Origin of the sequence: Snodgrassella sp. CFCC 13594, assembly GCF_001590725.1 — a bacterium.
Classification (GTDB): domain Bacteria; phylum Pseudomonadota; class Gammaproteobacteria; order Burkholderiales; family Neisseriaceae; genus Snodgrassella.
In genome coordinates, this window is the sequence record NZ_LQXR01000009.1 from 1 (window position 1) to 23,496 (window position 23,496).

At 50.0% G+C, this 23,496-nt stretch carries 23 protein-coding genes and 1 pseudogene; 6 read left to right on the plus strand and 18 right to left on the minus strand.

From position 1 onward, the window contains the following. The 8 genes from A2F46_RS06630 to cmk all read right to left on the minus strand — a co-directional run. Nucleotides 1-443, minus strand: a 443-nt coding sequence (locus A2F46_RS06630) for a RodZ family helix-turn-helix domain-containing protein (RefSeq protein WP_156471588.1), incomplete at its 3' end; no start/stop codon positions are given. Next, nucleotides 443-1,210 (minus strand): type IV pilus biogenesis/stability protein PilW, encoded by a 768-nt coding sequence (gene pilW / locus A2F46_RS06635; protein ID WP_066568325.1) that lies wholly within the window; start codon nucleotides 1,208-1,210, stop codon nucleotides 443-445. The genes A2F46_RS06630 and pilW, both read right to left, overlap by 1 nt. A gap of 4 nt (nucleotides 1,211-1,214) precedes the next feature. After that, entirely contained in the window at nucleotides 1,215-2,297 is a 1,083-nt protein-coding gene (gene rlmN / locus A2F46_RS06640; protein ID WP_066568327.1) for a 23S rRNA (adenine(2503)-C(2))-methyltransferase RlmN, read from the minus strand. A gap of 119 nt (nucleotides 2,298-2,416) precedes the next feature. Beyond that, entirely contained in the window at nucleotides 2,417-2,842 is a 426-nt protein-coding gene (gene ndk / locus A2F46_RS06645) for a nucleoside-diphosphate kinase (protein WP_066568330.1), read from the minus strand. Between the two features lie 118 nt (nucleotides 2,843-2,960). Further along, nucleotides 2,961-4,103, minus strand: coding sequence for a cell division protein ZapE (gene zapE / locus A2F46_RS06650; protein ID WP_066568530.1), 1,143 nt, complete (start codon nucleotides 4,101-4,103; stop codon nucleotides 2,961-2,963). Between the two features lie 189 nt (nucleotides 4,104-4,292). Continuing rightward, nucleotides 4,293-4,610: an integration host factor subunit beta gene (locus tag A2F46_RS06655; RefSeq protein ID WP_066568333.1), complete on the minus strand. Its 318-nt coding sequence runs from the start codon at nucleotides 4,608-4,610 to the stop codon at nucleotides 4,293-4,295. Nucleotides 4,611-4,615: 5 nt separating this feature from the next. Continuing rightward, complete coding sequence (gene rpsA / locus A2F46_RS06660; protein WP_066568340.1) at nucleotides 4,616-6,298, minus strand: 30S ribosomal protein S1; 1,683 nt, start codon at nucleotides 6,296-6,298, stop codon at nucleotides 4,616-4,618. A gap of 211 nt (nucleotides 6,299-6,509) precedes the next feature. Then, the gene (gene cmk / locus A2F46_RS06665; RefSeq protein ID WP_066568347.1) at nucleotides 6,510-7,178 is read right to left on the minus strand and encodes a (d)CMP kinase; all 669 of its coding nucleotides are present in this window, start codon (nucleotides 7,176-7,178) and stop codon (nucleotides 6,510-6,512) included. A 341-nt stretch (nucleotides 7,179-7,519) separates the two neighbouring features. Here cmk and aroA point away from each other — a divergent pair, with 341 nt between their 5' ends. The 6 genes from aroA (at nucleotide 7,520) to A2F46_RS06690 (ending at nucleotide 12,874) form a co-directional block, all read left to right on the plus strand. After that, the gene (aroA, locus tag A2F46_RS06670) at nucleotides 7,520-8,836 is read left to right on the plus strand and encodes a 3-phosphoshikimate 1-carboxyvinyltransferase (protein WP_066568349.1); all 1,317 of its coding nucleotides are present in this window, start codon (nucleotides 7,520-7,522) and stop codon (nucleotides 8,834-8,836) included. A gap of 160 nt (nucleotides 8,837-8,996) precedes the next feature. Then, entirely contained in the window at nucleotides 8,997-10,028 is a 1,032-nt protein-coding gene (gene ruvB, locus A2F46_RS06675; RefSeq protein ID WP_066568351.1) for a Holliday junction branch migration DNA helicase RuvB, read from the plus strand. Nucleotides 10,029-10,086: 58 nt separating this feature from the next. Further along, nucleotides 10,087-11,004: an alpha/beta hydrolase gene (locus A2F46_RS06680; protein WP_066568354.1), complete on the plus strand. Its 918-nt coding sequence runs from the start codon at nucleotides 10,087-10,089 to the stop codon at nucleotides 11,002-11,004. Then, nucleotides 11,001-11,246: a GFA family protein gene (locus A2F46_RS13245; RefSeq protein WP_197457586.1), complete on the plus strand. Its 246-nt coding sequence runs from the start codon at nucleotides 11,001-11,003 to the stop codon at nucleotides 11,244-11,246. The genes A2F46_RS06680 and A2F46_RS13245 overlap by 4 nt, the downstream gene beginning before the upstream one ends. After that, complete coding sequence (locus tag A2F46_RS13250) at nucleotides 11,246-11,419, plus strand: hypothetical protein (RefSeq protein ID WP_255358754.1); 174 nt, start codon at nucleotides 11,246-11,248, stop codon at nucleotides 11,417-11,419. The genes A2F46_RS13245 and A2F46_RS13250 overlap by 1 nt, the downstream gene beginning before the upstream one ends. A 63-nt stretch (nucleotides 11,420-11,482) precedes the next feature. Further along, the gene (locus A2F46_RS06690; protein WP_066568357.1) at nucleotides 11,483-12,874 is read left to right on the plus strand and encodes a phosphomannomutase/phosphoglucomutase; all 1,392 of its coding nucleotides are present in this window, start codon (nucleotides 11,483-11,485) and stop codon (nucleotides 12,872-12,874) included. A gap of 67 nt (nucleotides 12,875-12,941) precedes the next feature. Here A2F46_RS06690 and A2F46_RS13425 read toward each other — a convergent pair whose 3' ends face one another. From A2F46_RS13425 to A2F46_RS06735, 10 genes and pseudogenes are all read right to left on the minus strand, one after another. Then, a complete protein-coding gene (locus tag A2F46_RS13425; protein ID WP_231867738.1) occupies nucleotides 12,942-13,721 on the minus strand; it encodes an amino acid ABC transporter ATP-binding protein in 780 nt (259 codons plus the stop codon). An 81-nt stretch (nucleotides 13,722-13,802) separates the two neighbouring features. Next, nucleotides 13,803-14,453 (minus strand): annotated as a pseudogene (locus tag A2F46_RS13430) (amino acid ABC transporter permease); the annotation flags it as partial. A gap of 211 nt (nucleotides 14,454-14,664) precedes the next feature. Continuing rightward, the gene (locus A2F46_RS06700) at nucleotides 14,665-15,075 is read right to left on the minus strand and encodes a bacteriohemerythrin (protein WP_066568366.1); all 411 of its coding nucleotides are present in this window, start codon (nucleotides 15,073-15,075) and stop codon (nucleotides 14,665-14,667) included. 537 nt (nucleotides 15,076-15,612) lie between these two features. Continuing rightward, complete coding sequence (gene cls / locus A2F46_RS06705) at nucleotides 15,613-17,103, minus strand: cardiolipin synthase (RefSeq protein ID WP_066568369.1); 1,491 nt, start codon at nucleotides 17,101-17,103, stop codon at nucleotides 15,613-15,615. 87 nt (nucleotides 17,104-17,190) lie between these two features. Beyond that, entirely contained in the window at nucleotides 17,191-18,255 is a 1,065-nt protein-coding gene (gene hemE, locus A2F46_RS06710) for a uroporphyrinogen decarboxylase (protein WP_066568532.1), read from the minus strand. Between the two features lie 78 nt (nucleotides 18,256-18,333). Then, the gene (locus A2F46_RS06715; RefSeq protein WP_066568380.1) at nucleotides 18,334-19,536 is read right to left on the minus strand and encodes a heme biosynthesis HemY N-terminal domain-containing protein; all 1,203 of its coding nucleotides are present in this window, start codon (nucleotides 19,534-19,536) and stop codon (nucleotides 18,334-18,336) included. Beyond that, complete coding sequence (locus A2F46_RS06720) at nucleotides 19,533-21,002, minus strand: uroporphyrinogen-III C-methyltransferase (protein WP_231867733.1); 1,470 nt, start codon at nucleotides 21,000-21,002, stop codon at nucleotides 19,533-19,535. Before A2F46_RS06720 ends, A2F46_RS06715 begins: the two co-directional genes overlap by 4 nt. Continuing rightward, a complete protein-coding gene (locus tag A2F46_RS06725; protein WP_066568382.1) occupies nucleotides 20,999-21,727 on the minus strand; it encodes a uroporphyrinogen-III synthase in 729 nt (242 codons plus the stop codon). The genes A2F46_RS06720 and A2F46_RS06725 overlap by 4 nt, the downstream gene beginning before the upstream one ends. Then, nucleotides 21,727-22,665 carry a hydroxymethylbilane synthase gene (hemC, locus tag A2F46_RS06730; protein WP_156471589.1) on the minus strand — a complete coding sequence of 313 codons (939 nt, stop codon included), beginning with the start codon at nucleotides 22,663-22,665 and terminating at the stop codon, nucleotides 21,727-21,729. Before hemC ends, A2F46_RS06725 begins: the two co-directional genes overlap by 1 nt. Before the next feature lie 144 nt (nucleotides 22,666-22,809). Further along, a complete protein-coding gene (locus A2F46_RS06735; protein ID WP_066568389.1) occupies nucleotides 22,810-23,496 on the minus strand; it encodes a Sir2 family NAD-dependent protein deacetylase in 687 nt (228 codons plus the stop codon).

Here is a 23,496-nt window from a genome sequence, read left to right on the forward strand (position 1 = left end):
TGCTTGGCATTCTCAGCGCTGGACTTGCTTTGCCATGCATACACCACACCACCAATAATAGCCAGTACCACCACACCCATCACCCATTTGGGTAAGGTTTTTTTCACCGGAGCGCCTTGAAAATTCAACTCTGCAGAGGTATTGGAGGAAGCTGTTGGTGCTGTTGTTTTGCTACTGGGGAACACCTGGCTTAAATACTCATTGACCTCAGTAATATCGGTATCCAAAAAACGGGCATATGTATGGACAAATCCTTTCACAAATACGGGTTCAGGCAGCCCTTCGTAGCACCCGCTTTCCAGCGCCTCAACACGGCGAGCAGGAAATTTCAACCGCTCAGCCACCTCGCCCACCGACAGGCCTTTACGCTCTCGTGCTTGGCGTAATACCGCCCCTAAGGCTGCAGCGGCATTCGGGATATCGTTGTTGTGGGTCTCACTCATTACATTCGTCCTGTCGAGATTTCTTGCAACTCATTAGAATAAGGAAAATTGGCGCGTAATTGTGCTTCATATTCATATGCTGCTTGGCTATAACCCAATGATCGGGCAATCTTCCAACCCAGCAATAAATCATCTGCGTCTAAATTATTAATGCGACTTTGGTATTGGCGAAATAGATAATCAGCATCTTGCGCATTACCCGCCAGCAAGGCCGTTCTGGCCATTTCTTTCTGTGCTGGCGCAAAATTACGATTGGCCGCTAAAGCACGTTCAAAGTACGCCTTAGCAAGACTGTACTGACCCATGCGTGTGGTACAAATGCCTTTATTCATGTTCGCTACTTCTGGCGATGGATAAGTGGGATCAGCCAAAGCCTTATCAAAATAGGCAATCGACGCCGCAGGATTATTGCGCACATCACACACAAACCAACCATAATTATTATTGACTTCCGCACTATCAGGCGCCAATGTCAAAGCCCGTTTAAAGCTTTCTTCAGCTTTAACGGGTTCCTTCAAATACTGCCAAATTTGCGCACGAATCAGCCACGCATAAACATAAGAACTATTGCTCTGCAATGCTTCATCAATGGTGCTAACCGCCTGACGATAATCACCTGAACGCATGAATTCGACAGCCAATTGGGTTTTAATTTGCGCAACTTCTTCCACGCGTTCCGCTCGCGTCGGCTGCTTCAATCCTTGTGAAGCACACCCTACCAACAGCACACCCAAGGTTACCGCCCAAACAGCTGCTTTGATGTTCATCTCATTATTCCTTCATCAATTGCCATTTTTGCTGGCGCCGGGTTTTATCATTGACCTTGCCTGCCAATTGACCACAAGCAGCATCAATATCGTCGCCACGGGTTTTACGTACAGTCACCACCAACCCTGCTTCCTGCAAAATATCGCGAAAGACACGAATACGCTCATTGCTGGACCGTTCAAATCCCGAATGAGGAAAAGGATTAAACGGAATCAGATTGAATTTACACGGTACATTTTTAACCAAATCAATCAGTTCCCGCGCATGTTGTGCTTCGTCGTTAACCCCTTGCAACATTACATATTCAAAAGTAATAAAATCACGTGGTGCTTTAACCAAATAGCGTTCACATGCCGCCATCAATGTCTTCAGCGGGTATTTTTTATTCAACGGAACAATTTCGTCACGCACCACATCATTAGAGGCATGCAGCGATACCGCCAACGCCACCGGCATCACGTCCCGCAATCGATCCATTTGTGGCACCATGCCAGACGTGGATACAGTTACGCGTCGACGCGACAAACCATAACCGTGATCATCCAGCATGATGCTGAGCGCAGTAACCACATTATCAAAATTGGCTAGTGGTTCGCCCATGCCCATCATGACCACATTGGAAATAACACGCTCATTCTTAGGCGTAACCCCCAGCGCTTTATTGGCCCACCACAATTGGCCAATGATTTCTGCAGTATTCAAATTGCGGTTAAAGCCCTGCCGACCAGTGGAGCAGAACAAACATTCCAGCGCGCAGCCAATCTGCGAAGAAATACACAATGTACCACGTGTATCTTCAGGGATGAATACAGTTTCCACACCATTGCCCGTACCCACATCCAATAGCCACTTGCGTGTACCATCGCTGGACTTTTGCTCAGTAATCAAACCGGGCACTGCCACTTCGGCACGTTCCTGTAATTTAGCGCGCAGCGATTTGGCTAAATCAGTCATGTCATCAAAGTTATTGGCACCGCCCAAATGCATCCACCGCATCACTTGCTTCGCGCGAAAAGGCTTTTCACCCATTTGGGCAAAATGGGTGGTTAGGCTCGGCAAATCATAATTCAATAAATTCGTTTTCATTTCAGGCTTCAATCTTTTGGGTTAAGCTCAAACAGCCAATCAGCCAGCCAAGCTTAACGCAAAGGACTTAAAGGCTGCCTGAATAACTCAGGCAGCCTGTGTCTTAGCGACAAGGGCGATTAACGCGGGCAAATTTCGCTGTCATCAAAGAAATAAGCCACTTCAATGGCAGCATTTTCCAAACTGTCTGAACCGTGCACAGCATTGGCATCAATAGAATCAGCGAAATCCGCACGAATGGTACCTGAAGCGGCTTCTTTTGGATTGGTAGCACCCATCAATTCACGGTTTTTGGCTACGGCATTGTCACCTTCCAAAACCTGAATCATCACTGGACCGCTGATCATAAAAGCCACCAAATCAGCAAAAAATGGGCGCTCTTTATGAACTGCATAAAAGCCTTCGGCTTCCGCACGCGACAAGTGCTTCATTTTGGCCGCAATAATTTTCAAGCCGTTGCTTTCAAACCGAGAATAAATCTGACCAATCACGTTTTTGGCCACAGCATCTGGTTTCACAATCGACAAAGTACGTTCAATAGACATTTAAAACTCCAATAGTTCAATTACCGTCTGGCATCTCAAAGCAAATCCCAGACACAAAAAATCAAATGTGCCGCATTTTAGCAAGTTTTGGGCAGTTTTAATACGCTTTTAACCCTATCTAAACAGAACCTGCAACATCTAAAGTCAAATGTGGCAATGCCAAATATGCCTCAGACTGCATTTCTGTCAATCGACTGACAGTCCGCGTAAACTCTTCAGCAAAGTCACCTTCGGTATAGAGTTCATTCATCACCACATCACTACTGGCACAAAGTTTTACTCGATAATCGTATAGCACATCAATAAGCCAAGTCAGCCTGCGCGCCTCATTGCGTTCGGTCGATGCCAATTTAGCCATACCAGAGATCAACACCACGCGGTAATGCTGAGCCAGGAACAAATAATCATTTTGCGAACGTGGGCCGCGGCATAACTCATCAAAATGAAACCAAATGCAGGCATCACTTTGCCCTTGGCTGTGGATATTTCGACCCATTACCGTAATTTGGCCTGGCGTCGGTGCTTGCCCATTACTCATCTGCATAAACAGCGTCGCCAATTTTTGCTCATTTACCGTATTGGCTGGTACATAAAACACATCTGCAGGCTTAAGCGTACGCAAACGATAGTCTTCACCCCCATCCACGTTTAATACAGTCAATTCACGCTCAATCAGTGCAATGGTCGGCAAAAAACTGGATCGATTTTGCCCTTGAGGATACAGCGCTGAAGGCATGTAATTTGAAGTAGCCACCAACACCACCCCTTCATCAAATAAACTTTCCAGCAACCGTCCCAAAATCATCGCATCGGCAATATCGCTGACATGAAACTCATCAAAACACAACACACGCACTTCCTTGGCAATATCATGCGCAACTGCCTGCAATGGATTGGCTTCACTGTGGTGTGCTTTCAAGCGCTGATGCACTTCTGCCATAAATGCATGAAAATGCACGCGGCGCTTGCGTCGATAAGGCAAACACCCAAAAAACACATCCATTAGAAAACTTTTCCCACGCCCTACACCGCCATAAAAGTACACTCCTTTGGGGGACTGCGGTGAACGCAAACTTCGTCCCAAAAAACGATTACGTTTGCGTTTAAACATCATCAAATCATCCCACAGCTTATCCAATACTTTTATGGCACGATATTGTGCTGCATCTTGAATAAAACCAGGCTGCTGTTGGGCTGCCTGATACCAAGTCAACGGGCTTTGATTTTGAAAAGAAGGGGAGACAAAAACAGGAGCAGTCATGGATTCGATATTCATTTCTCAGATGGAAACCAGGAATAAGGCTTTCCTCATGCATCAACCAACCACATGGAATAGCCCAGAAAATTAGACGGTGAACCATATCATAAGGCGACTACCCAAGCCACCATGGTGTCCAAAAAAACAAAAACGCCGCTGAAATCAGCGGCGTTCAATCAAGCCAATAAGGCTTTATTTGGTTTGATCCAGCAAAGCCTGATCCACGCGTTCGCGCAATTCCTTGCCCGGTTTAAAATGCGGCACAAATTTCTCAGGTACCGCTACTTTTTCACCAGTTTTGGGATTCCGCCCCAAACGAGCTGGGCGGTGATTCAAGTCAAAGCTACCAAAACCACGGATTTCAATGCGTTGGCCACGAGCCAAGGAGCGTGTCATGGTGTCCACCAAGATTTTCACGCTCTGCTCCACATCTTTGGCGACCAATTGAGTATTGCCATTATCCGCGGTATACAACTCCGCCAAACGAATCATTAACTCAGACTTGGTCATAATGCTTACTCGTTGTCACCAGATAATTTGGCTTTCAGCAAATCGCCCAAGCTGGTGGTGCCCGCATTGGCATTATCTACAGACAAGGAACGCAACGCTTCATTGTTTTCTTTAGCGTCTTTGGCTTTAATAGACAAATTAATGCTGCGGTTTTTGCGATCAACCGTAGTGATGACTGCTTCGACTTCTTCGCCTTCTTTCAACACGTTGCGGATGTCTTCCACGCGGTCGCTGGAAACTTCAGAAGCACGTAAGTAGCCTTCCACGTCATCAGCCAAAGCAATCACTGCGCCTTTAGCGTCCAATGATTTCACGGTACCTTTAACCAAGCTGCCTTTGTCGTTGACGCTGATGTAGTTATTGAAGGGATCACCAGCCAATTGTTTGATGCCCAAAGAAATGCGTTCTTTGTCGACATCAATGGCCAATACCACGGCTTCAACTTCTTCACCTTTCTTGAATTGACGCACAGCTTCTTCGCCGCCGTCACTCCAAGACAAATCAGACAAGTGCACCAAACCATCGATGCCACCCGGCAAACCAACAAATACACCAAAATCAGTGATGGATTTAACCGCACCAGTGATTTTGTCGCCTTTGTTGTAATTGGCTTCAAATTCTTGCCATGGGTTGGCTTGGCATTGTTTCATACCCAAAGAAATACGGCGACGATCTTCGTCTATTTCCAGAATCATCACTTCTACTTCATCACCCACTTGCACTACTTTGCTTGGGTGAACGTTTTTGTTGGTCCAATCCATTTCAGACACATGTACCAAACCTTCAATGCCTTGTTCAATCTCCACGAATGCACCGTAATCGGTCAAATTGGTTACTTTACCAAACAGACGGGTACCTTGCGGATAACGACGAGCCAAACCATTCCAAGGGTCTTCGCCTAATTGTTTCAGACCCAAAGACACGCGGCTGCGCTCTTGATCGAATTTCAATACTTTGGCTTCGACTTCTTGGCCCACTTCCAATACTTCGCTTGGGTGTTTCACGCGGCGCCAAGCCAAATCGGTGATGTGCAACAAACCATCGATACCACCCAAATCCACAAACGCACCATAATCGGTAATGTTTTTCACAATACCTTTCACCACAGCGCCTTCGGCCAAGTTTTCCAACAACGCCTTGCGTTCTTCGCCTAAGGTTTCTTCCAGTACGGCACGGCGAGAAACAACCACATTATTACGGCGTTTGTCTAATTTGATTACTTTGAATTCAATTTCTTTGCCTTCAAAGTGAGACGTATCCTTAACCGGACGCACATCAACCAAAGAACCCGGCAAGAAAGCACGGATGCTGTTGATCATCACAGTCAAGCCGCCTTTGACTTTACCATTGATCACGCCAGACAGGATTTCGCCATTTTCCATGGCTTCTTCCAATTTAATCCAATCGGCGGCGCGTTTGGCTTTTTCACGTGACAACTTGGTTTCACCAAAACCGTTTTCCACGGATTCGATGGTCACGGTTACAAAGTCACCCACTTTAACTTCAATCTCGCCCGCTGCATTTTTGAATTCATTCACGTCAATCAGAGATTCTGATTTCAAACCGGCATTCACGGTCACGAAGTTATTATCAATAGCCACGACTTCCGCGGTGATTACTTCGCCGGGGTTCATCTCTTGCAGGGTGAAGCTTTCTTCCAGCAGTTGGGCAAAATTTTCCATAGTCATCTAATCATCTCTTGTGTACTGCCAAGGCGTACGAGGTTGGTTATGTAAAGCCGCTGCACCCTGGCTGCATCGGCTGCCTGAAACCTTTCTGGCCAACATACCCACCCCAACAAAAGTTGGGTCAATACGTTGAAGACAATCCGCCATCAGTTTCGCGTTTGATCCGACCCAATCGCTGAATCAAACCAAAGCGCGCCATTGTACATGAATTTTAGATTTGTTGATACCAATCAAGCACTTTTTGTACGCTGTGTAGAATATCCAAATTAGAGGTATCCAACACATGCGCATCCGCTGTAGGCTTCAATGGTGCCACGCTGCGATTGCGGTCTGCTTCATCCCGTTTTTCAATATCTTGCAAAATGCGCGTGTACTCGGCACTACCCACAGCCACACCCAATTGTTTGGCACGTCGCTCAGCGCGTACGGGTGCACTGGCCGTAAGGAAAATTTTCAATACCGCGTAAGGAAACACCACTGAAGCCATGTCGCGGCCATCAGCCACCAAACCAGGCGCCTTCAAAAAATCACGCTGGCGTTGTAATAAAGCGGTGCGGACAGCAGGCAACTTGGCCACCGCTGATGCACCCATACCCACGGCCTCACTGCGAATGGCTTCCGTCACATCAGCACCCGCCAACAACACACACCCTTCACCAAAGCACACTGGTAAATGTTGTGCCAATAGCGCCAGCGAAACTTCATCATCCCAAGCCACGTCTTGTTGCTGCGCGGCCAATGCCGTGAGCCGATACAACGCACCAGAATCCAAATAAGCCCAGCCTAAATGGTCTGCCACCCGAGCGGCCACCGTGCCTTTACCAGAAGCGCTGGGGCCATCAATGGCAATCACAGGATAAGGAGAAATTGGGGAGGACATACGGTCTCCAAACAGTTATCAAGCGCTTGCCCCAACACGCACAAGCTGCCCATGATTCAATCAAACGAAATTTGGCTTGTATTATAACCCATCTACATCTAACAACGACCAACGTGCTCGCTTATCCATCAACAGAATCGAAAAACATAGGTAGCAGATCACCCCAAAACCATCATCGCCAAACAAATGCCTACAACACCGCAACAAATAATGAATTTCTTTTCAGGCAACCTACACTTGCCGTACAGCACAGCCACCACATGCACCAGCAGCAGTCACAACGGTGCATTAAAGAACGGAATTGGGCATAATAAGCACCATCTGATTTTCGCGATCACACCATGAACACCCCTACTTTGCATTTACCGCCCGCCCAACTCAAAACCACCAGCTCAGTTTTGCTACCCGGCTCTAAAAGCATTTCCAATCGCACGTTGCTGCTCGCAGCACTGGCCGACAACACCACAGAAATCCGCTCGCTGCTGCATTCTGATGACACCCAACGCATGCTCGAAGCATTGGTCAAGCTGGGTATCCATATTGAGTCCTTGCCAAAGACGGCAGCTGATCCTACTGTAGGCCTACGCGTACAAGGCAGCTGTGGCCGTTTCCCCCAGCAGAAAGCCGATTTATTTCTGGGCAATGCTGGCACCGCATTCCGACCACTCACCGCAGCACTGGCGCTCTTAGGTGGCGATTATCATCTGCACGGCGTGGCACGCATGCACGAGCGCCCCATCGGCGATTTGGTCGATGCTTTGCGCGCAGCAGGTGCCCACATTGATTACTTGACTAACGCTGGTTTTCCGCCGCTGCACATCGGCCCATTCGAACACCGTCCCGATCCGTGTTTATCCATCAAAGGCAATGTATCCAGCCAATTCCTGACCGCATTACTGATGGCGCTGCCGCTGACCGGACACGCTTATCGCATTGCAGTAGTGGGTGAATTGATTTCCAAACCCTATATCGACATCACCTTAAAATTGATGGCCCAGTTTGGTGTCGCCGTGCGCCACCATGATTACCGCACATTTGAGCTGCCTGCCCAAGCGCACTACCACGCTCCGGCTGTGGTTCATGTGGAAGGTGACGCCTCCAGTGCTTCATATTTCCTGGCCGCAGGCCTGATTTCAGGCAACCCTGTGCGGGTACTGGGCATTGGTCGAAACAGCATACAAGGCGATGTGGCGTTTGCGCAGGAATTAGAGAAGCTCGGAGCCCAACTCACATGGGGCGAAAATTTTATTGAAGTATCGCGCGCGGCCAATCAAGCCGTGTTGCCGTTTGACTTGGATGCCAACCACATTCCTGATGCGGCCATGACCTTGGCCATCGTGGCTTTAGCCAGCGGCCAAACCTGTCGACTACGCAATATTGCAAGCTGGCGCGTCAAAGAAACCGACCGCATCAGCGCGATGGCAACCGAATTGCGCAAACTCGGCGCCACCGCAGTGGAAACCGAAGACAGCCTCACCATCACGCCACCGGCAAAGCTCATACCTGATGTCCACATCGATACCTACGACGATCACCGCATGGCCATGTGCTTTTCATTGGTCAGCCTGATGGATACCCCCATCTACATCAATGACCCCAGCTGCGTGAACAAAACGTTTCCCCATTATTTTGATGTATTTGCCCAACTGCATGTCTGATCAAGGGATTAAAACACCCTCAGGCTGCCTGAAACAGCACTCAGTCTGAAGCGCGTTTATTTTCAGGCAACCGTATTCTGGCGCCACCGCTACCGAGAGCCATCATCCATTTCCCATCTGCTTTGCGGTATCATGAGCGTATTCATCAGGCGAGACCGTTATGCTGCAAACCGACAATCTTTCTGGCGCCGCACCCCAGCGCGTCATCAGCCCCCAAGCAGCCTCCGGCCAAGAAGAGCTACTCGAACGTGCTCTGCGGCCCAAGATGCTGGCCGATTACATCGGCCAAGAAAAAGCCAAAGAACAGTTGGCGATTTTCATTCAGGCCGCCAAAAAACGCGGCGAAGCCTTAGACCACACACTACTCTTTGGCCCGCCCGGCTTGGGCAAAACCACTTTGGCCCACATCATTGCACGGGAAATGGGCGTGAATTTGCGCCAAACCTCTGGGCCTGTCTTGGAGCGGGCGGGCGATTTGGCAGCCTTACTCACCAACCTTGAACCTCATGATGTGTTGTTTATTGATGAAATCCATCGCTTAAGTCCAGTGGTGGAAGAAATTCTCTATCCAGCTTTAGAAGACTATCAACTCGACATCATGATTGGTGAAGGGCCGGCGGCGCGCTCAGTCAAGATTGACTTACCCCCATTCACGTTGGTAGGGGCCACCACCCGCGCCGGCATGCTCACCAATCCGCTGCGCGATCGTTTTGGCATCGTGTCACGCTTGGAATTTTACAATCACACTGACTTAACCACCATCGTATCTCGCTCGGCAGCACTGCTGCAGCTCCACATCGATGAAAGCGGTGCAGCAGAAGTCGCCAAGCGCAGCCGCGGTACTCCACGTATTGCCAACCGCTTATTGCGCCGCGTGCGTGATTATGCAGAAGTCAAACACCAAGGCCGCATTGATGCAGGCGTGGCCGATGCAGCACTCAAAATGCTGGATGTGGACGACAAAGGTTTGGATGTGATGGATCGCAAATTCTTAGAAGCCATTTTATGCAAGTTCAGCGGCGGTCCCGTGGGCTTAGACAACATTGCTGCAGCGATAGGCGAGTCCACTGACACCATTGAAGACGTGATCGAACCCTACTTAATCCAGCAAGGCTTTTTACAGCGCACGCCGCGAGGGCGCATGGCCACCGAAAACAGCTACCTGCATTTTGGCTTGCCTTATTCATCTTAATTCAGGCTGCCTGAATTCGACGTAGTGGCATCCATCACCAATCGAAAGGAAAGGCAACATGCACACCACGATTTGGCAGCAATGGCAAAAATACAGCATAGGCTTGCTTAACCACGCATTTTTTCACCCACTGGTGCCTTTTGCTTGGCAACGATTATGCACCGACAGTTTGGCACAAAACCCATTGCTGCTGACACCAGGAATCACAGAAACAACACTGAAGCTCAACGGCGTTTCCGCACGTTGTTTCAGTCCGCCCAACCCCAGCCTCGACAGCCTGATGGTCTTTTTTCATGGGGGTGGATTTACCACCGGCTCCAGCCGCAGTCACCGCCCCTTATGCCAACAACTGGCCAAAGCCTGTGGCATTCGGGTATACAGCATTGATTACCGCTTGGCGCCAGAGCACCCTTTCCCTGCAGCGCTGGATGACTGCGAGGCCGCTACCCATGCCTTAATGCAACAATCCGATCCAAATCAAGCACACGTGATACTGGCGGGCGATTCGGCGGGCGGCAATTTGGCTTTGGCCACCGCCAAACGCTTGCAGAAACAATCATACCAACCGTCTGCATTGCTATTGTTGTCGCCTTGGGCAGACCCCACTGATGCCCAATTGCCATGGGTGTTTGACCCCATCATTAACCCGTTATGGGGATGGGTCAGCGCCCAAGCCTACCGGGGCGATACAAGTATCCACAACCCTGAATTGGCTCCGCTTTATGCCGACCTACATGGCCTGCCGCCCACTCTATTGCAAGCAGGCAAAGAAGAATTTTTATTGCCGCAAATACAGCGTTTAGCCAATGCATTACAGGATGCTGATGTGCCGCTCACATTTACGGTTTATGATGGACTCTGGCACAGCGGTCAAATCGCCGCCAACCTCAACCATGATGCGGCCAGAGCCATTGCACAATGTGGCACATTTGTGGCCAATATTTTGGCCACAAATGCACCAGTGAGCCATTCATGATGATGCCCACCCGTCTTGAGGGTGGTTGTTTGTGTGGGCGCCTGCGCTACTGCATTCAGGGCGCGCTGATTGACGCTGGCTTTTGTCACTGCCGCATGTGCCAAAAAAGCAGTGGCGCGCCAATGATGGCATGGGCTACTTTTTTCGCCAATGACGTGGTCTACACCCAGGCTCTGCAGCCATTTACCACAGCAGTGCTTCAGCACAACGCGAATTTTGTCAACATTGTGGTAGCCCTTTGATGTTTCGCCACCAACACCAATCCAATCTGGTGGACGTATCCTTGGCTAGTTTAGATTTGCCCGACACCATCAGTCCGCAATATCATATTTGGGTGGCCAGCCGCCGAACGTGGTTGCATTGTCATGACCGCTTGCCTCAGTTTATGGATGGCGGCCCAGATGGGCGCCTTTGATGCAGGCAAGTTGCCTCAACACACCCATGAATATAACTCATCTTCAACTTTTTAAGGAACACCATGTCTGCCCATTCTACGGATCCTGGCATTTTCAAAGCATACGACATTCGCGGCATTGTTGGCCAAACGCTCACCCCTGAAACTGCCTATTGGATTGGCCGCGCAGTGGCCGCCGAAGCAGTAGCACGCCAAGTCAATGAAATTGCCGTTGGCCGTGATGGCAGGCTCTCAGGCCCGCAGCTGGCGCAAAGCCTGATGGCCGGAATCACTGAGAGTGGCATCAATGTGGTGGACGTGGGCATGGTGGCCACACCCATGTTGTATTTTGCTGCTGTACAACATTGCGGTGGCAGCGGCGTGATGATTACCGGTAGCCACAATCCGCCCGATTACAATGGCTTCAAATTGATGCTAGCGGGAACCACCCTAGCGGGTGACGACATCCAAGCTTTGCGCCTGCGCATTGACAACGCCGATTGGGTAAAAGAAGTTGCTGCTGAAGGCAGTGTGGCAACATTATCCATCGCACCAGAATACACACGCTACATTGCGGCACACATCCAATTGAAGCGACCGATGAATATTGTGATTGATGCGGGTAATGGTGTAGCCGGCGCATTTGCAGGCGATCTTTACCGTGCTTTGGGCTGTCAAGTCACCGAATTATTTTGCGATGTTGATGGCCATTTCCCCAATCACCATCCTGATCCAGCCAAACCCGCCAACTTACAAGATTTGATTCGCGCATTGCACAGCAGCGATGCCGAAATCGGGCTGGCTTTTGATGGTGATGGCGACCGTTTGGGGGTAGTGACCAAAGAAGGCCAAATCATTTATCCCGATCGCCAACTGATGCTGTTTTCCGCCGATGTTTTGAGCCGCAACCCTGGCGCGAAAGTGATTTTTGATGTCAAATCCACCCGTCTTTTAGCCCCTTGGATACGGGCGCATGGTGGTGAACCCATTATGAGCAAAACCGGCCACAGCTTCATCAAAGCCGCCATTAAGCAGCACGGTGCATTGGTGGCTGGAGAAATGAGCGGTCATGTATTCTTCAAAGAACGCTGGCTGGGTTTTGATGACGGGCTATATGCTGGTGCACGCTTGTTGGAAATTCTCTCGGCCAGTGATGATCCTTCGGCGGTGCTCAATGCCTTGCCTTCTGGCGTGTCCACACCAGAATTAAACATTGATGTCCCTACTGGATTGTCAGGTCATGATCTGATTGATGAGTTGGCTAAAAATGCGCATTTTGATGGTGCACAGGAGTTGATTACGATTGATGGTTTGCGCGTGGAATTTGCTGATGGTTTTGGGCTGATGCGTGCATCCAATACCACACCCGTTTTGGTGCTGCGTTTCGAAGCCGACAATGCAGCAGCCTTGGCCCGTATTCAAAACCAATTCAAAACAGTGATTGAACAAAATCCAGCTTTGGTTTGGCCGATGTAAATCCATCGCATCACCATAAAAAGGCTGCCTGAAAAGCGTTCAGGCAGCCTTTTTTATTGATGCCTACTTAATCATCGTGGCGGTGCATAAAAGCATCCAAGCGTTCATGGTTCATGCTCAACAATGCCTGCGGTGTGCCGCTCACCACCACATGGCCATTTTCCATAAACACCACTTTATTGGATACTTTAAAGGCAAAGCTCATTTCATGGGTCACAATCACCATGGTCAGTCCTTCTTGCGCCAACTGTTCCATCACTTTCAATACTTCATTCACCAGTTCTGGATCCAGCGCTGAGGTAGGCTCGTCAAACAACACCACCGATGGCTCCATCGCCAAAGCACGGGCAATGGCCACCCGTTGCTGCTGACCACCAGAAAGCTGATGCGGATATTTATTGGCATGCGCCTTCATCCCCACTTTATCCAACATAGCCAAAGCCGTCAGCTTGGAAGCCAACTTGTCACCCAAACCATGATAAAGAGGCGCCAACATCACATTTTCTAATACCGTTTTGTGCGGAAACAGATTAAAGCTTTGGAACACCATACCAATGTGCACAATGCGCTGCTTATATTCGGCTGAATCGGGTGTCAACGTATGATCTTTCAAAAACGGTTCGCCCAACAGATTCACTTCACCTTGATCCAAAGACTCCAACCCATTGAGGGTGCGGATAAAAGTGGTTTTCCCTGAGCCAGACGGCCCGATGATGGACACCACTTCCCCCCAACCCACATCCAGATCAATGCCCTTGAGCACTTCATGATCCCCATAGGCTTTGTGGATGTTTTTGGCTTGCAAGGCAAACGCGCCTTTGTGTTCCACGTCCAAATGCTTGCGCATGGCCACGGCCACGCTTTCGGCCGGGATGCTTTCATTGTTTTCCAACAAGCCTGGTTTGCGACGGCTCACATCAATTTTGCGTTCAAATGATTTAATCAACCAATCAAACACCGTCACAATCAGCACATAATAAAAGGCCACGCCCAACAACGTTTCCATAACCAGAAAATTTTGCGTATACAGGCGTTGCCCCACCAGTAGGATTTCTGCCAGCGAAATCACCGACACCAGCGAAGTCAGCTTCACGATGGTAATGTATTCATTACCCAAGGCTGGCAAGGCTACCCGTATGGCTTGAGGAATCACAATCAGTCGCTGAATACCCAAATATTTAATGCCTAAGGCTTTGCCTGCCTCTACTTGACCGTTGGGGACCGCAGATAAACCGCCACGGTGAATTTCAGCAATATAGGCCGCTTCGCTCAAAGTCAGCGCAATCAAACCGGAAATAAACGGCGATGACAAAATAACACTACTGGCTTGCCACATCTGTGGAACGTTATAAATAAACACCAACAGCACCAACAGCGGCAAACTGCGGAAAAACCAAATATACACGCCACAGGCTTTGGATACCGCCCAAATTTTGGAACGCTGACCCAAAGCCAAAAACAATCCAAATACAATCCCCAAAATCCATGCCGCAACACTCAGTTCGATAACCGTCAGCGTGGCATGCCAAAAATCCTTATTGGCCAAGAGGCCCAAGGTATAGGACCAATCAAATCCCATGGCTAGCTCCAAATGGTGTGTGTATAAAAGTCATCATTGGCCTGCACTTGATGACTTAGATTGGTTATAAAGCATCGCTCTCGATTAATACATTTTTAAAAACCGATGCACCCATAATGAAAAACCGATGGCTGCCACCAAAACACCAACAAAACAGGCTGCCTGAAAGGTTTCAGGCAGCCTGTAATCAGATAAAAAGTTTACGAAGAGGCTATTCTTGCATCGCCGCCATGGCTTCACGAACCACCGGCACATAAGCCTTGTCAGCATGGCCTAAATGGCTAAAAGCCCAAGACTGCAAGAACAATAGGCTGTCGTCCACTTTATCCTCACCATCTTGCCACGCTTTGGCTTGTGCCATTATTTTTGCCAAAAACTGTTGGTGCATTTGTCGGTGTCGCGCCAACAGGTGATAACCCGCCAACTCCATTAAGGCTTCTTCATCGGTGAAATGCGCCTCGGCCAAAGACTGTAAATCTGCATATATTTGGGTTACAGCGGCTTTATCCCCTTGTTCATGCGCGTTGTTTAAGGCATTGGTTAAATCAAAAAACTGCCGATGTTGCTCATCGATGCTGTCAAAACCACTGACCAAATCACGGGTCCACTCCACAATATTCATTGCTGCTCTTCCTGAAGCCCATCATGGGCTTTAATGATCGCTTGTTTATTGGTTGGGTATTTTACCTGTTGTGACCCAAACATTCATGCCATTTTCATGAATAATTGTTCTAATTTTATGGTAATCGCATGATATTTTTGATCATCAAATTTGTCGGTATAACTCGATCTAGCCAAGCGGTACAGCTCAATCGCGCATGCCAACCAACAAGCAAGCAAAGAACCACAATCCACCCCATCTACGAGGCATTTCGCCGCTGGTTATTTTTCACAACCCCATGCACCATTGATAAGGCGGTGATGAAATGATTATTTATCGACACCCAGGATAACGAAAAGGGTGTATGGGATCCAAATAAAAATGGTCTGAACAAAGCCAACAGAAGATGAGATATAGACAGAGATCAGATGAATCAACGATGCAAGCGGGCAACCTATCTGCCACACAGCAAGCGCAATCACTCAGTGGACAACTAGCCCACCGGCCATACCAACGACCCAAATGCCTTTCAGGCAGCCTTTAGGACATGAAATCCAATTATAACAATGGACTAAATAATCGCACGGTATTTTCCACCAAGCCCCACCATTTGGCCCGAGCTTGCCAAGCTTTCAACTCAATGTAAGTGCATTGCTGTAGATACTGATTTTGCAGTGCAACCACTTGTTTGGTGGTTTTTTCATCAAAAATCTGCAGGCTGATTTCCAAATTCAGATAAAAACTGCGCATGTCCATGTTGACCGTGCCGAATAAGGTGTAATGGGTGTCTACCGTAAGCGTTTTGGCATGCAACAAACCGCCCGTGAACTGAGCAATATTGACGCCCGCCTTCAATAAATGCGGGTAATAAGCGCGTGAAGCGTATTTCACCAATTTTGAATCGACGTGTTTGGGCACCACCAAGGTCACGTTTACGCCGCGTTCGGCGGCAGTGGTCAACGCCAACAACAAAGCATCATCGGGCACAAAATACGGCGTGGTGATAATGATGCGGCGCGTCGCAGAGTGAATGGCACTGATGATGGTAGCATAAATGGCATGATTACCCGGTTCGGGTGACGAGGGAACTACTTGGGCAATAATGCCACGATCCGCTATTGCGACAGACCGAGGACGCGGCAGCGCCTCAGCGCCATAGCGATCCAACCAGCCTTGAACCTGCTGCAAATTAGGTTCATTTTCTACCGCAATATCCACCGCGCACACCGCCGCCATCGCCTGCACCATACTGCCTTCACAGCGCATCATCACATCGACCCATTGGCCCACGCCGGCATCTTGTTTGAAATAACAAGGATCCACCAGATTGAAGCTACCGGTATAACCAATTTGTTGATCCACCACCAACAATTTACGGTGATAACGCAAATCCGCACGCACAAATAACGTGCGCAGCAACCCTACAGGCAAAGCTGGCGTCACCACAATGCCCACTTGGCGAAGTTTTTGCGGCCATTCACTGCGCCAAAATCCCAAGCTCCCCACTTCATCGGCCAAAATACTGCACACCACACCGCGCTCTGCCGCCGCCATCACATCCATCATCAGGCCTTCAATCATCCCTTGCACATCAATGATGTAAAACGCCAATAAGCAGCTGCTTTGGGCTTGTTGGATATCATGACGCATGGCCGCAACAATCGCTGCATCGTGATCAAGCAGTTGCAAATGATTGCCTTCTGTGGCTACCAAGCCGGTTTTGTCGGCGGCAATCAGGCTGATACCGTGATAGCGCTCATCCAGTTCATGGCTGACATTGTGGTTGATGTCGATTAAATTGCTGTCACTGAATGCATGATAAAAAGCCGTCATTTCATCTCTTCGGCGCAAGCGATCATTCCCCAATCGGGGCTCACCAACCAACGCATACGCCAGTGCACCGGCAAATGGGAAGGCAAACAAAATCACCAACCACGCCACGCTCACACCGATGTCACGTTGATGATACAAAACCCGAATCATCAAGCCCACCACAATAGACACGTGCACGACCAGCAGTATTTCACCCCAAGGAATATGAAAAGGCATACGCCAAGCTCCCGAATCTCACACCCAAACAAACAGGCTGCCTGAACCGTTCAGGCAGCCTGCATATTCGCACAAACCACACCAAACTTAAACCGAGTGGTAGGCACGCGATAAATGATGCACAGCATCCACCAAAATTTTGGCGTGTTCAGGATCAGCATACTGACTGATGCCATGCCCCAGATTGAATACATGACCACTGCCTTCGCCATATGCCGCAAGCAAACGGGCCACTTCTGCTTCAATACACGCAGGAGAGCCAAACAAGGCCATGGGGTCAAAATTTCCCTGCAAAGCCACTTGATCGCCCACCCGCGCGCGCGCCTGTGCAAGCGAGCAGGTCCAATCCAAACCCAATGCATCGGCACCACACGTCGCCATAGCCTCTAGCCATTGGCCCCCACCTTTGGTGAACACAATTACCGGCACTTGTCGCCCTTCAGCCTCGCGCGTGAGCCCTGCAATGATTTGCTGCATGTAGCGCAAACTGAATTCGGGATAAGCGGCGTCACTGAGCACACCGCCCCACGTATCAAAAATTTGCACAGCTTGGGCACCAGCAGCAATCTGCGCATTCAAATACGCCGTGACCGCTTGGGCATTGACCGCCAGAATATGGTGCAACAATTCTGGCCGACTATACATCAAGGTTTTGATGGTACGAAACTCTTTGCTACTGCCACCTTCCACCATATAACAAGCCAAAGTAAACGGGCTGCCTGAAAACCCGATGAGCGGTACACTACCGGCCAAAGCCTGGCGGATGCTGGCAACCGCATCAAAGACATAGCGCAGCTGATTCATATCGGGTACAGCTAAGGCGCGGATAGCGGCCTCGCTTTGCAATGGGTGGGTGAATTTAGGCCCTTCCCCTTCTGCAAAATACAGACCCAAACCCATGGCATCGGGCACAGTCAGAATATCTGAAAACAAAATGGCTGCATCCAAATCAAAACGACGCAAAGGCTGTAAGGTCACTTCCGTGGCCAATTCAGTGTTTTTACACAACGCCAAAAAACTGCCCGCTTGCGCCCGCGTGGCCTTATATTCAGGCAAATAGCGCCCTGCCTGACGCATCATCCATACGGGCGTATAAGGCACCGGCTGCTTCAACAAAGCACGTAAAAAAACATCATTTTGTAAAGGCTGCATGCCATCTCCGCAAAAAGCCTTCATGCAGTGCTCCAAGATGGACGCCGCGTGAAGGCCGGTTACTGTCAAATCGTTTGTTTAAAGCTCATCGTCGCTGTCTAAGCTGGCCAACACATGGTTGCGTTGTGCCTGAGCAGCTGAATGATCACCAGATTGGTCCAATACCTTTGCCAGCACCAATCGTGCTGAAGCGCCATCTTGAATGCCCAAGCTGGCTTCCAGATAACTTTGGGCCTTACCCCATAATTGCTGCCCATAGGCCATTTCACCCAAAGCCAACAACAACTGAGCATCTTGCGGGCGGTCTTTCAACCAATCTTCAGCCACATCCATGATCTTTTGTTGCTCTTTGTCACCCAAATATTGGGCTGCCTGAAGCAACGGCGGCAACAAAGCCGCTTCGTGTTGGCGAGGATAAAGCTTTTTAACCCATTTCACTACTTGCGGGTACATCCCAAGCTGTACATATTTTTCCGCCACCACCACACTCAAATCCTGCTCGCGTACATCCGCAGGAATGCGTTTCAAAGTGGTTTTCAACAGATCGGTCGTCGTGGCGCGACTCAGCCATTCTCGATAAGCCCACAAGCTGTACTGGTTGTATTCCTCTTCACTCAAAGCACCGGCACGGTTGAGCTTGCCCGCTGTTTCCAATACCGCATCTGCATGGTTTTGGTCAAACGCATAGCGTAATTGTAATTTCACCAACCGCGTGAGATTGGGGTTGATAGCGGCAGCCCCTTGAATCGCTTTTTCAGCGGCCACATAATCGCGCTTGGCCAAAGCCGATTCGGCCAGCAGCAAATAGCGTGACAACTGCTGCTTTTCAGGCAGCCCGGCCAAATCGTGCAAATAGGCATCACGCGCCTCAGTATCATCCATCTGATCAGCACTGTGTGCAGCCAGCATCAAAGCCAAAGTTTTATTGTCACCACCGCGCTTATTTTGTAACACCTTGCCAGCTTGTGTTTCAGCTTGTTCAAATTTACCTTCAAAATAGGCCAAACCTGCGTGGTTCAACGCCACCACGCTTTTGTGTGTTTGGTGTTCGCTATACCAGCCAGACACACGCTTCGGCAAATGTGCCGTCCCCAAAACCAGCCGCAGCAACACATACAACAGCACCACGGTCAGCAGCATCACACCCACAAACAAATGCAAATTAACACGCACCGTCGTCTCTTCAGTCACGATATACACATTGCCACTGTAATACTGCGCACCCAGCACCAAAGCCACGGCCACCACAAACAGCACAATAATCCAAATTAAGCCCTTCATAAGGCATGACCTCCCTGATGCGCTTCAGAAGCGGTTTTGGCTTCTGCTTTGGGTGTGGGCACGACTGCTTGTGGCGAGGTTGCCGCATTTGCAGGTGCACTGGCCGTGGGCGCAGATGCGCCTAAATCGGGCAGTGCCGTACTCATGTCCATACCAGCCTGCTTCTGATAGCTGCGTACCGCCGCCAAACTGGCCGACAACACATTGCCTTGCTGTGCACTTTGCACATCCATGGTTTTCAATTGCGCCAATTCTTTCAACCACGACTGGGTGGCAGCCGATTGGCCATCAAAATATTGTTTTACAGTGGCTTCGGCCGTATTTAAATCACTGGCATACACTTCACCGCTGCGCTGCATCAGTGCCAAGCGGGCATCCATCAGACGCATACGTAAATTTTCACGCACAAAATACAACTGATCAGGCGACATCAACATGGCGTCGTTGCTGTTCACTCGTCGCACTTCCACCATTCCTTTGAGGCTATTCAAAGTATTTTGCCACGCGCGCTGCCACCAAGTTGCATTGGGGTTAACCGGTGCGGGCGTGTTGCTGCCTGGTTTCAAGGTATTATCAATGATGAGCGGCAAGCCAGATACCGCGGTTTCCAAGCGATTCAGACGCAGCGAGACACTGGCCACATCCAGATAAGGTCGGTTTTTTAGTTGCGTTAAATCACTGCTGATGGCTTGTTTAATGGGCAATAATTGCGGCTGATCAAACCGCGCCAAACGGGCATCCAAGCTCTCTAACACGCTCACTGCCACCGGCACATTACCGGAAATCAGCAATTGTTGGGCCGCCAGATTCAAGGTGGCTTCCACTTCATCCACCAACCAATCGGCACGGGTTTTTACCAGCTCTTGGTAAGCCTTATTAGCCGCACTGATTTCATCTCCTTGGGTCTTGCTTTGCTGCTGCAAAGTCGCCAGTTCCTGACTCAGTTCATCAATCTTCGCTAGGTTGCTTTGTAACAAAAGGGCATTTTTACTTTCACCCAAACCAGCAGCATCAAGTTTGTGCGAAAAAGATTGGTCTTGGCTTTTCAATACATTTTGGCCCTGCACAAATAGAAAGCCACTGGCACCCAATGCCAGAATAGACAATACCAACGCACCCAATGCCACACCTTTGCCACCAGATTGTTTGATAACCACCGGTGCTACGGTAGGCTGAGAAGAAGCATTTACATCAGGCATGGTTGTTCCTGTTGGGGGTAAAGACGTTGCTGCGGTTTGAGGCACATCCGCAGCGGTTGTGGAAGATGAGGATTGAGCCCGTATCGGTTCTATCTGAACATGTTTAGGCTGTTCAATATCAGCCTTGCCAGTTTGAGCCTCGGGCTTGGTATCGGCTTCAGTTGGTTCGTCAGCAGGCGGTACCGATACATCGCCAGCACTGTTCACCACCATAGGGGCAGTGGGTTTGTTGTTGCGGTTATCGCCAGCATCATGCTGTTCACTCATGGTGTAAGGCTCCCTGTTGAGTTGAGATGCGCTAGCCCCTGAGCCAGCGTATTCACCACTTTAACGTTTAGTCCGTGATGCCGTAGCACCGCGGCCACGCGTTCATGATGAGTCAAGTATAACAAGCTTTGCCATGAATCGCGCAAAGACGGTGGAATTTGCCCCCACCAAGCTTCAAACATCGAAGAAGCGGCCACATACACTGCATTCAGGCTGCCTGAATGCAAATAAGGCAGCAGTCTTGCCCAATCAATGGTTTGCGCTACCCGCCGATACACCTCAGCCACCTGTACCACCCAACCACGTGCACGCAAAGCATCGACCAAAAAATCACGGCCACCGACACCACGCACCACCAGCACGCGTTTGGGGGCATCTTGCCACAAAGGCAAGCGCAATACGGCTTCACTGTCGTGGCCATCAGATGGGAGCAAGACCTGTTGCACTCCCTGAGCGCGTAATGCGCGGGCAGTCGCATCGCCCACAGCAACGTGTATTGTCGACGCTGTTTCTGGCAACACCGCAGCAGCCACAGTTACCGCTCCTGGGCTCACCCAAAACACCACATTAGCGTCTTGAATGGCTTCAGGCAACGTAGACAGTACAGCCGACTCCGCAACCAAACACATGGGACTAACCACCACGGGCAGCCAACCCAATTGTTGACACACCGCCACATCGGCGACAGCCTGTGCAGCGGGACGCAACAACAACACTGTCGGCATCAGCTTGGCTCATACGCCAAAATCGCGGCAATCAACGCAGGCGCACCGGCTTCGCTTAACTCTTTGGCGGCGGCGCGCCCCAGTGCATCCGCATACGCCACGGGCGCGGATACCTCTGTGGTGTAGGTAACAGAACCATCGGGATGACCCACCAAACCGCGCAAGGTCAACACACCCGCGTCTTCCGTACAATACGCCGCCAACGGCACTTGGCAACTGCCACCCAATGCCCGCGCCAATGCGCGCTCAGCAGTCACACACGCAACGGTTTGCGCATCATTCAATGGTGCCAGCAAAGTCATTAAGTCATCACGCTGGGCAGCAATCTCGATGCCCAAAGCGCCCTGACCGGCGGCAGGCAAACTTTCTGCGGGTGAGAGCACTGTTTTGATGCGTTCATGCAAGCCCAAGCGTTCCAAACCCGCAGCAGCCAGGATAATGGCATCGTATTCGCCTTCATCCAATTTGCGCAAACGGGTTTGCACATTACCGCGCAATGGTTTGACCTGAAGCTCTGGGTAAGCAGCCCGAATTTGCGCTTCTCGCCGCAAGCTGGCCGTACCGACGACCGCACCTGACGGTAATTCACCCAAACCCGCATAATGATTAGAAACAAATGCATCAAACGGATTGGCCCTAGCCGTAATCGCGGCCAAAGCAAAACCCGGTGGTAGTTCCATGGGGACGTCTTTAATCGAATGCACCGCAATGTCACCGCGACCATCTTGCAAAGCCTGTTCCAATTCTTTGATAAACAGGCCTTTACCGCCGATTTTAGACAGCGTTTTATCCAGTATTTGATCGCCCCGAGTACTCATTCCTTCTATGCGTACGGTGAGGGTTGGGTAGAGTGTTTGCAAGCGGCTCTTGATGTATTCAGCCTGCCACATCGCCAGCATGCTTTCGCGGCTGACAATCACCAAAGTATTGTTGTTCATGCTGTGCTGCTTTATAAAAAATGATTTGGATTTTAACATGGCTGCGCCATATGCGTTTTCAGGCTGCCTGAAGAAACGCCGCTTATCTGGCAATACAGCCACGATGAAGCAATCAGCCCCTTTTAATTGGGGGGCATTTAGTACTTATTTCAACCATGATGACACCAGTGGCGGAACGCCCTCTTTAGCAATTTTGGCAATCACCTCTATCTCCGTTAAGCCCGTTGGTGGATGTGGGTCAACCAAACTGACTTCCGCTTGAGGCGACGCATATTGCAGCAAGCCTGCTGCTGGATACACCTTCATCGACGTCCCCACCACCAACACCTTATCCGCATCGCGCATCCACTCAATGGCCGTATCAATCAATGGTACGGCTTCGCCAAACCACACGATAAACGGGCGCATCGGTGCGCCATGAGGATCAACATCTGCCAGAGTTTGATCACCCAAACACGGCACCACATAAGCCTCATCCACGCTGCTGCGGGCTTTGGCTAACTCACCATGTAGATGCAAAACACGGGTACTGCCCGCACGTTCATGGAGATTATCAACATTTTGCGTGATGATGGCCACGTCGTAAGCAGGCTCTAGCGCGGCCAGTGCCTTGTGCGCAGCATTCGGAGCCGCAGCCAGCATTTGCCGTCGGCGTTCGTTATAGAAATCCAACACCCGTTGTGGATGGCGGGCAAAAGCTTCTGGCGTGGCCACATCTTCTACTCGATGCCCTTCCCACAGCCCGCCACTGTCTCGAAATGTTTTTAGCCCACTGTCGGCGCTGATCCCCGCACCCGTCAGCACCACAATTTTGGCCTTGGCATGGCTCAT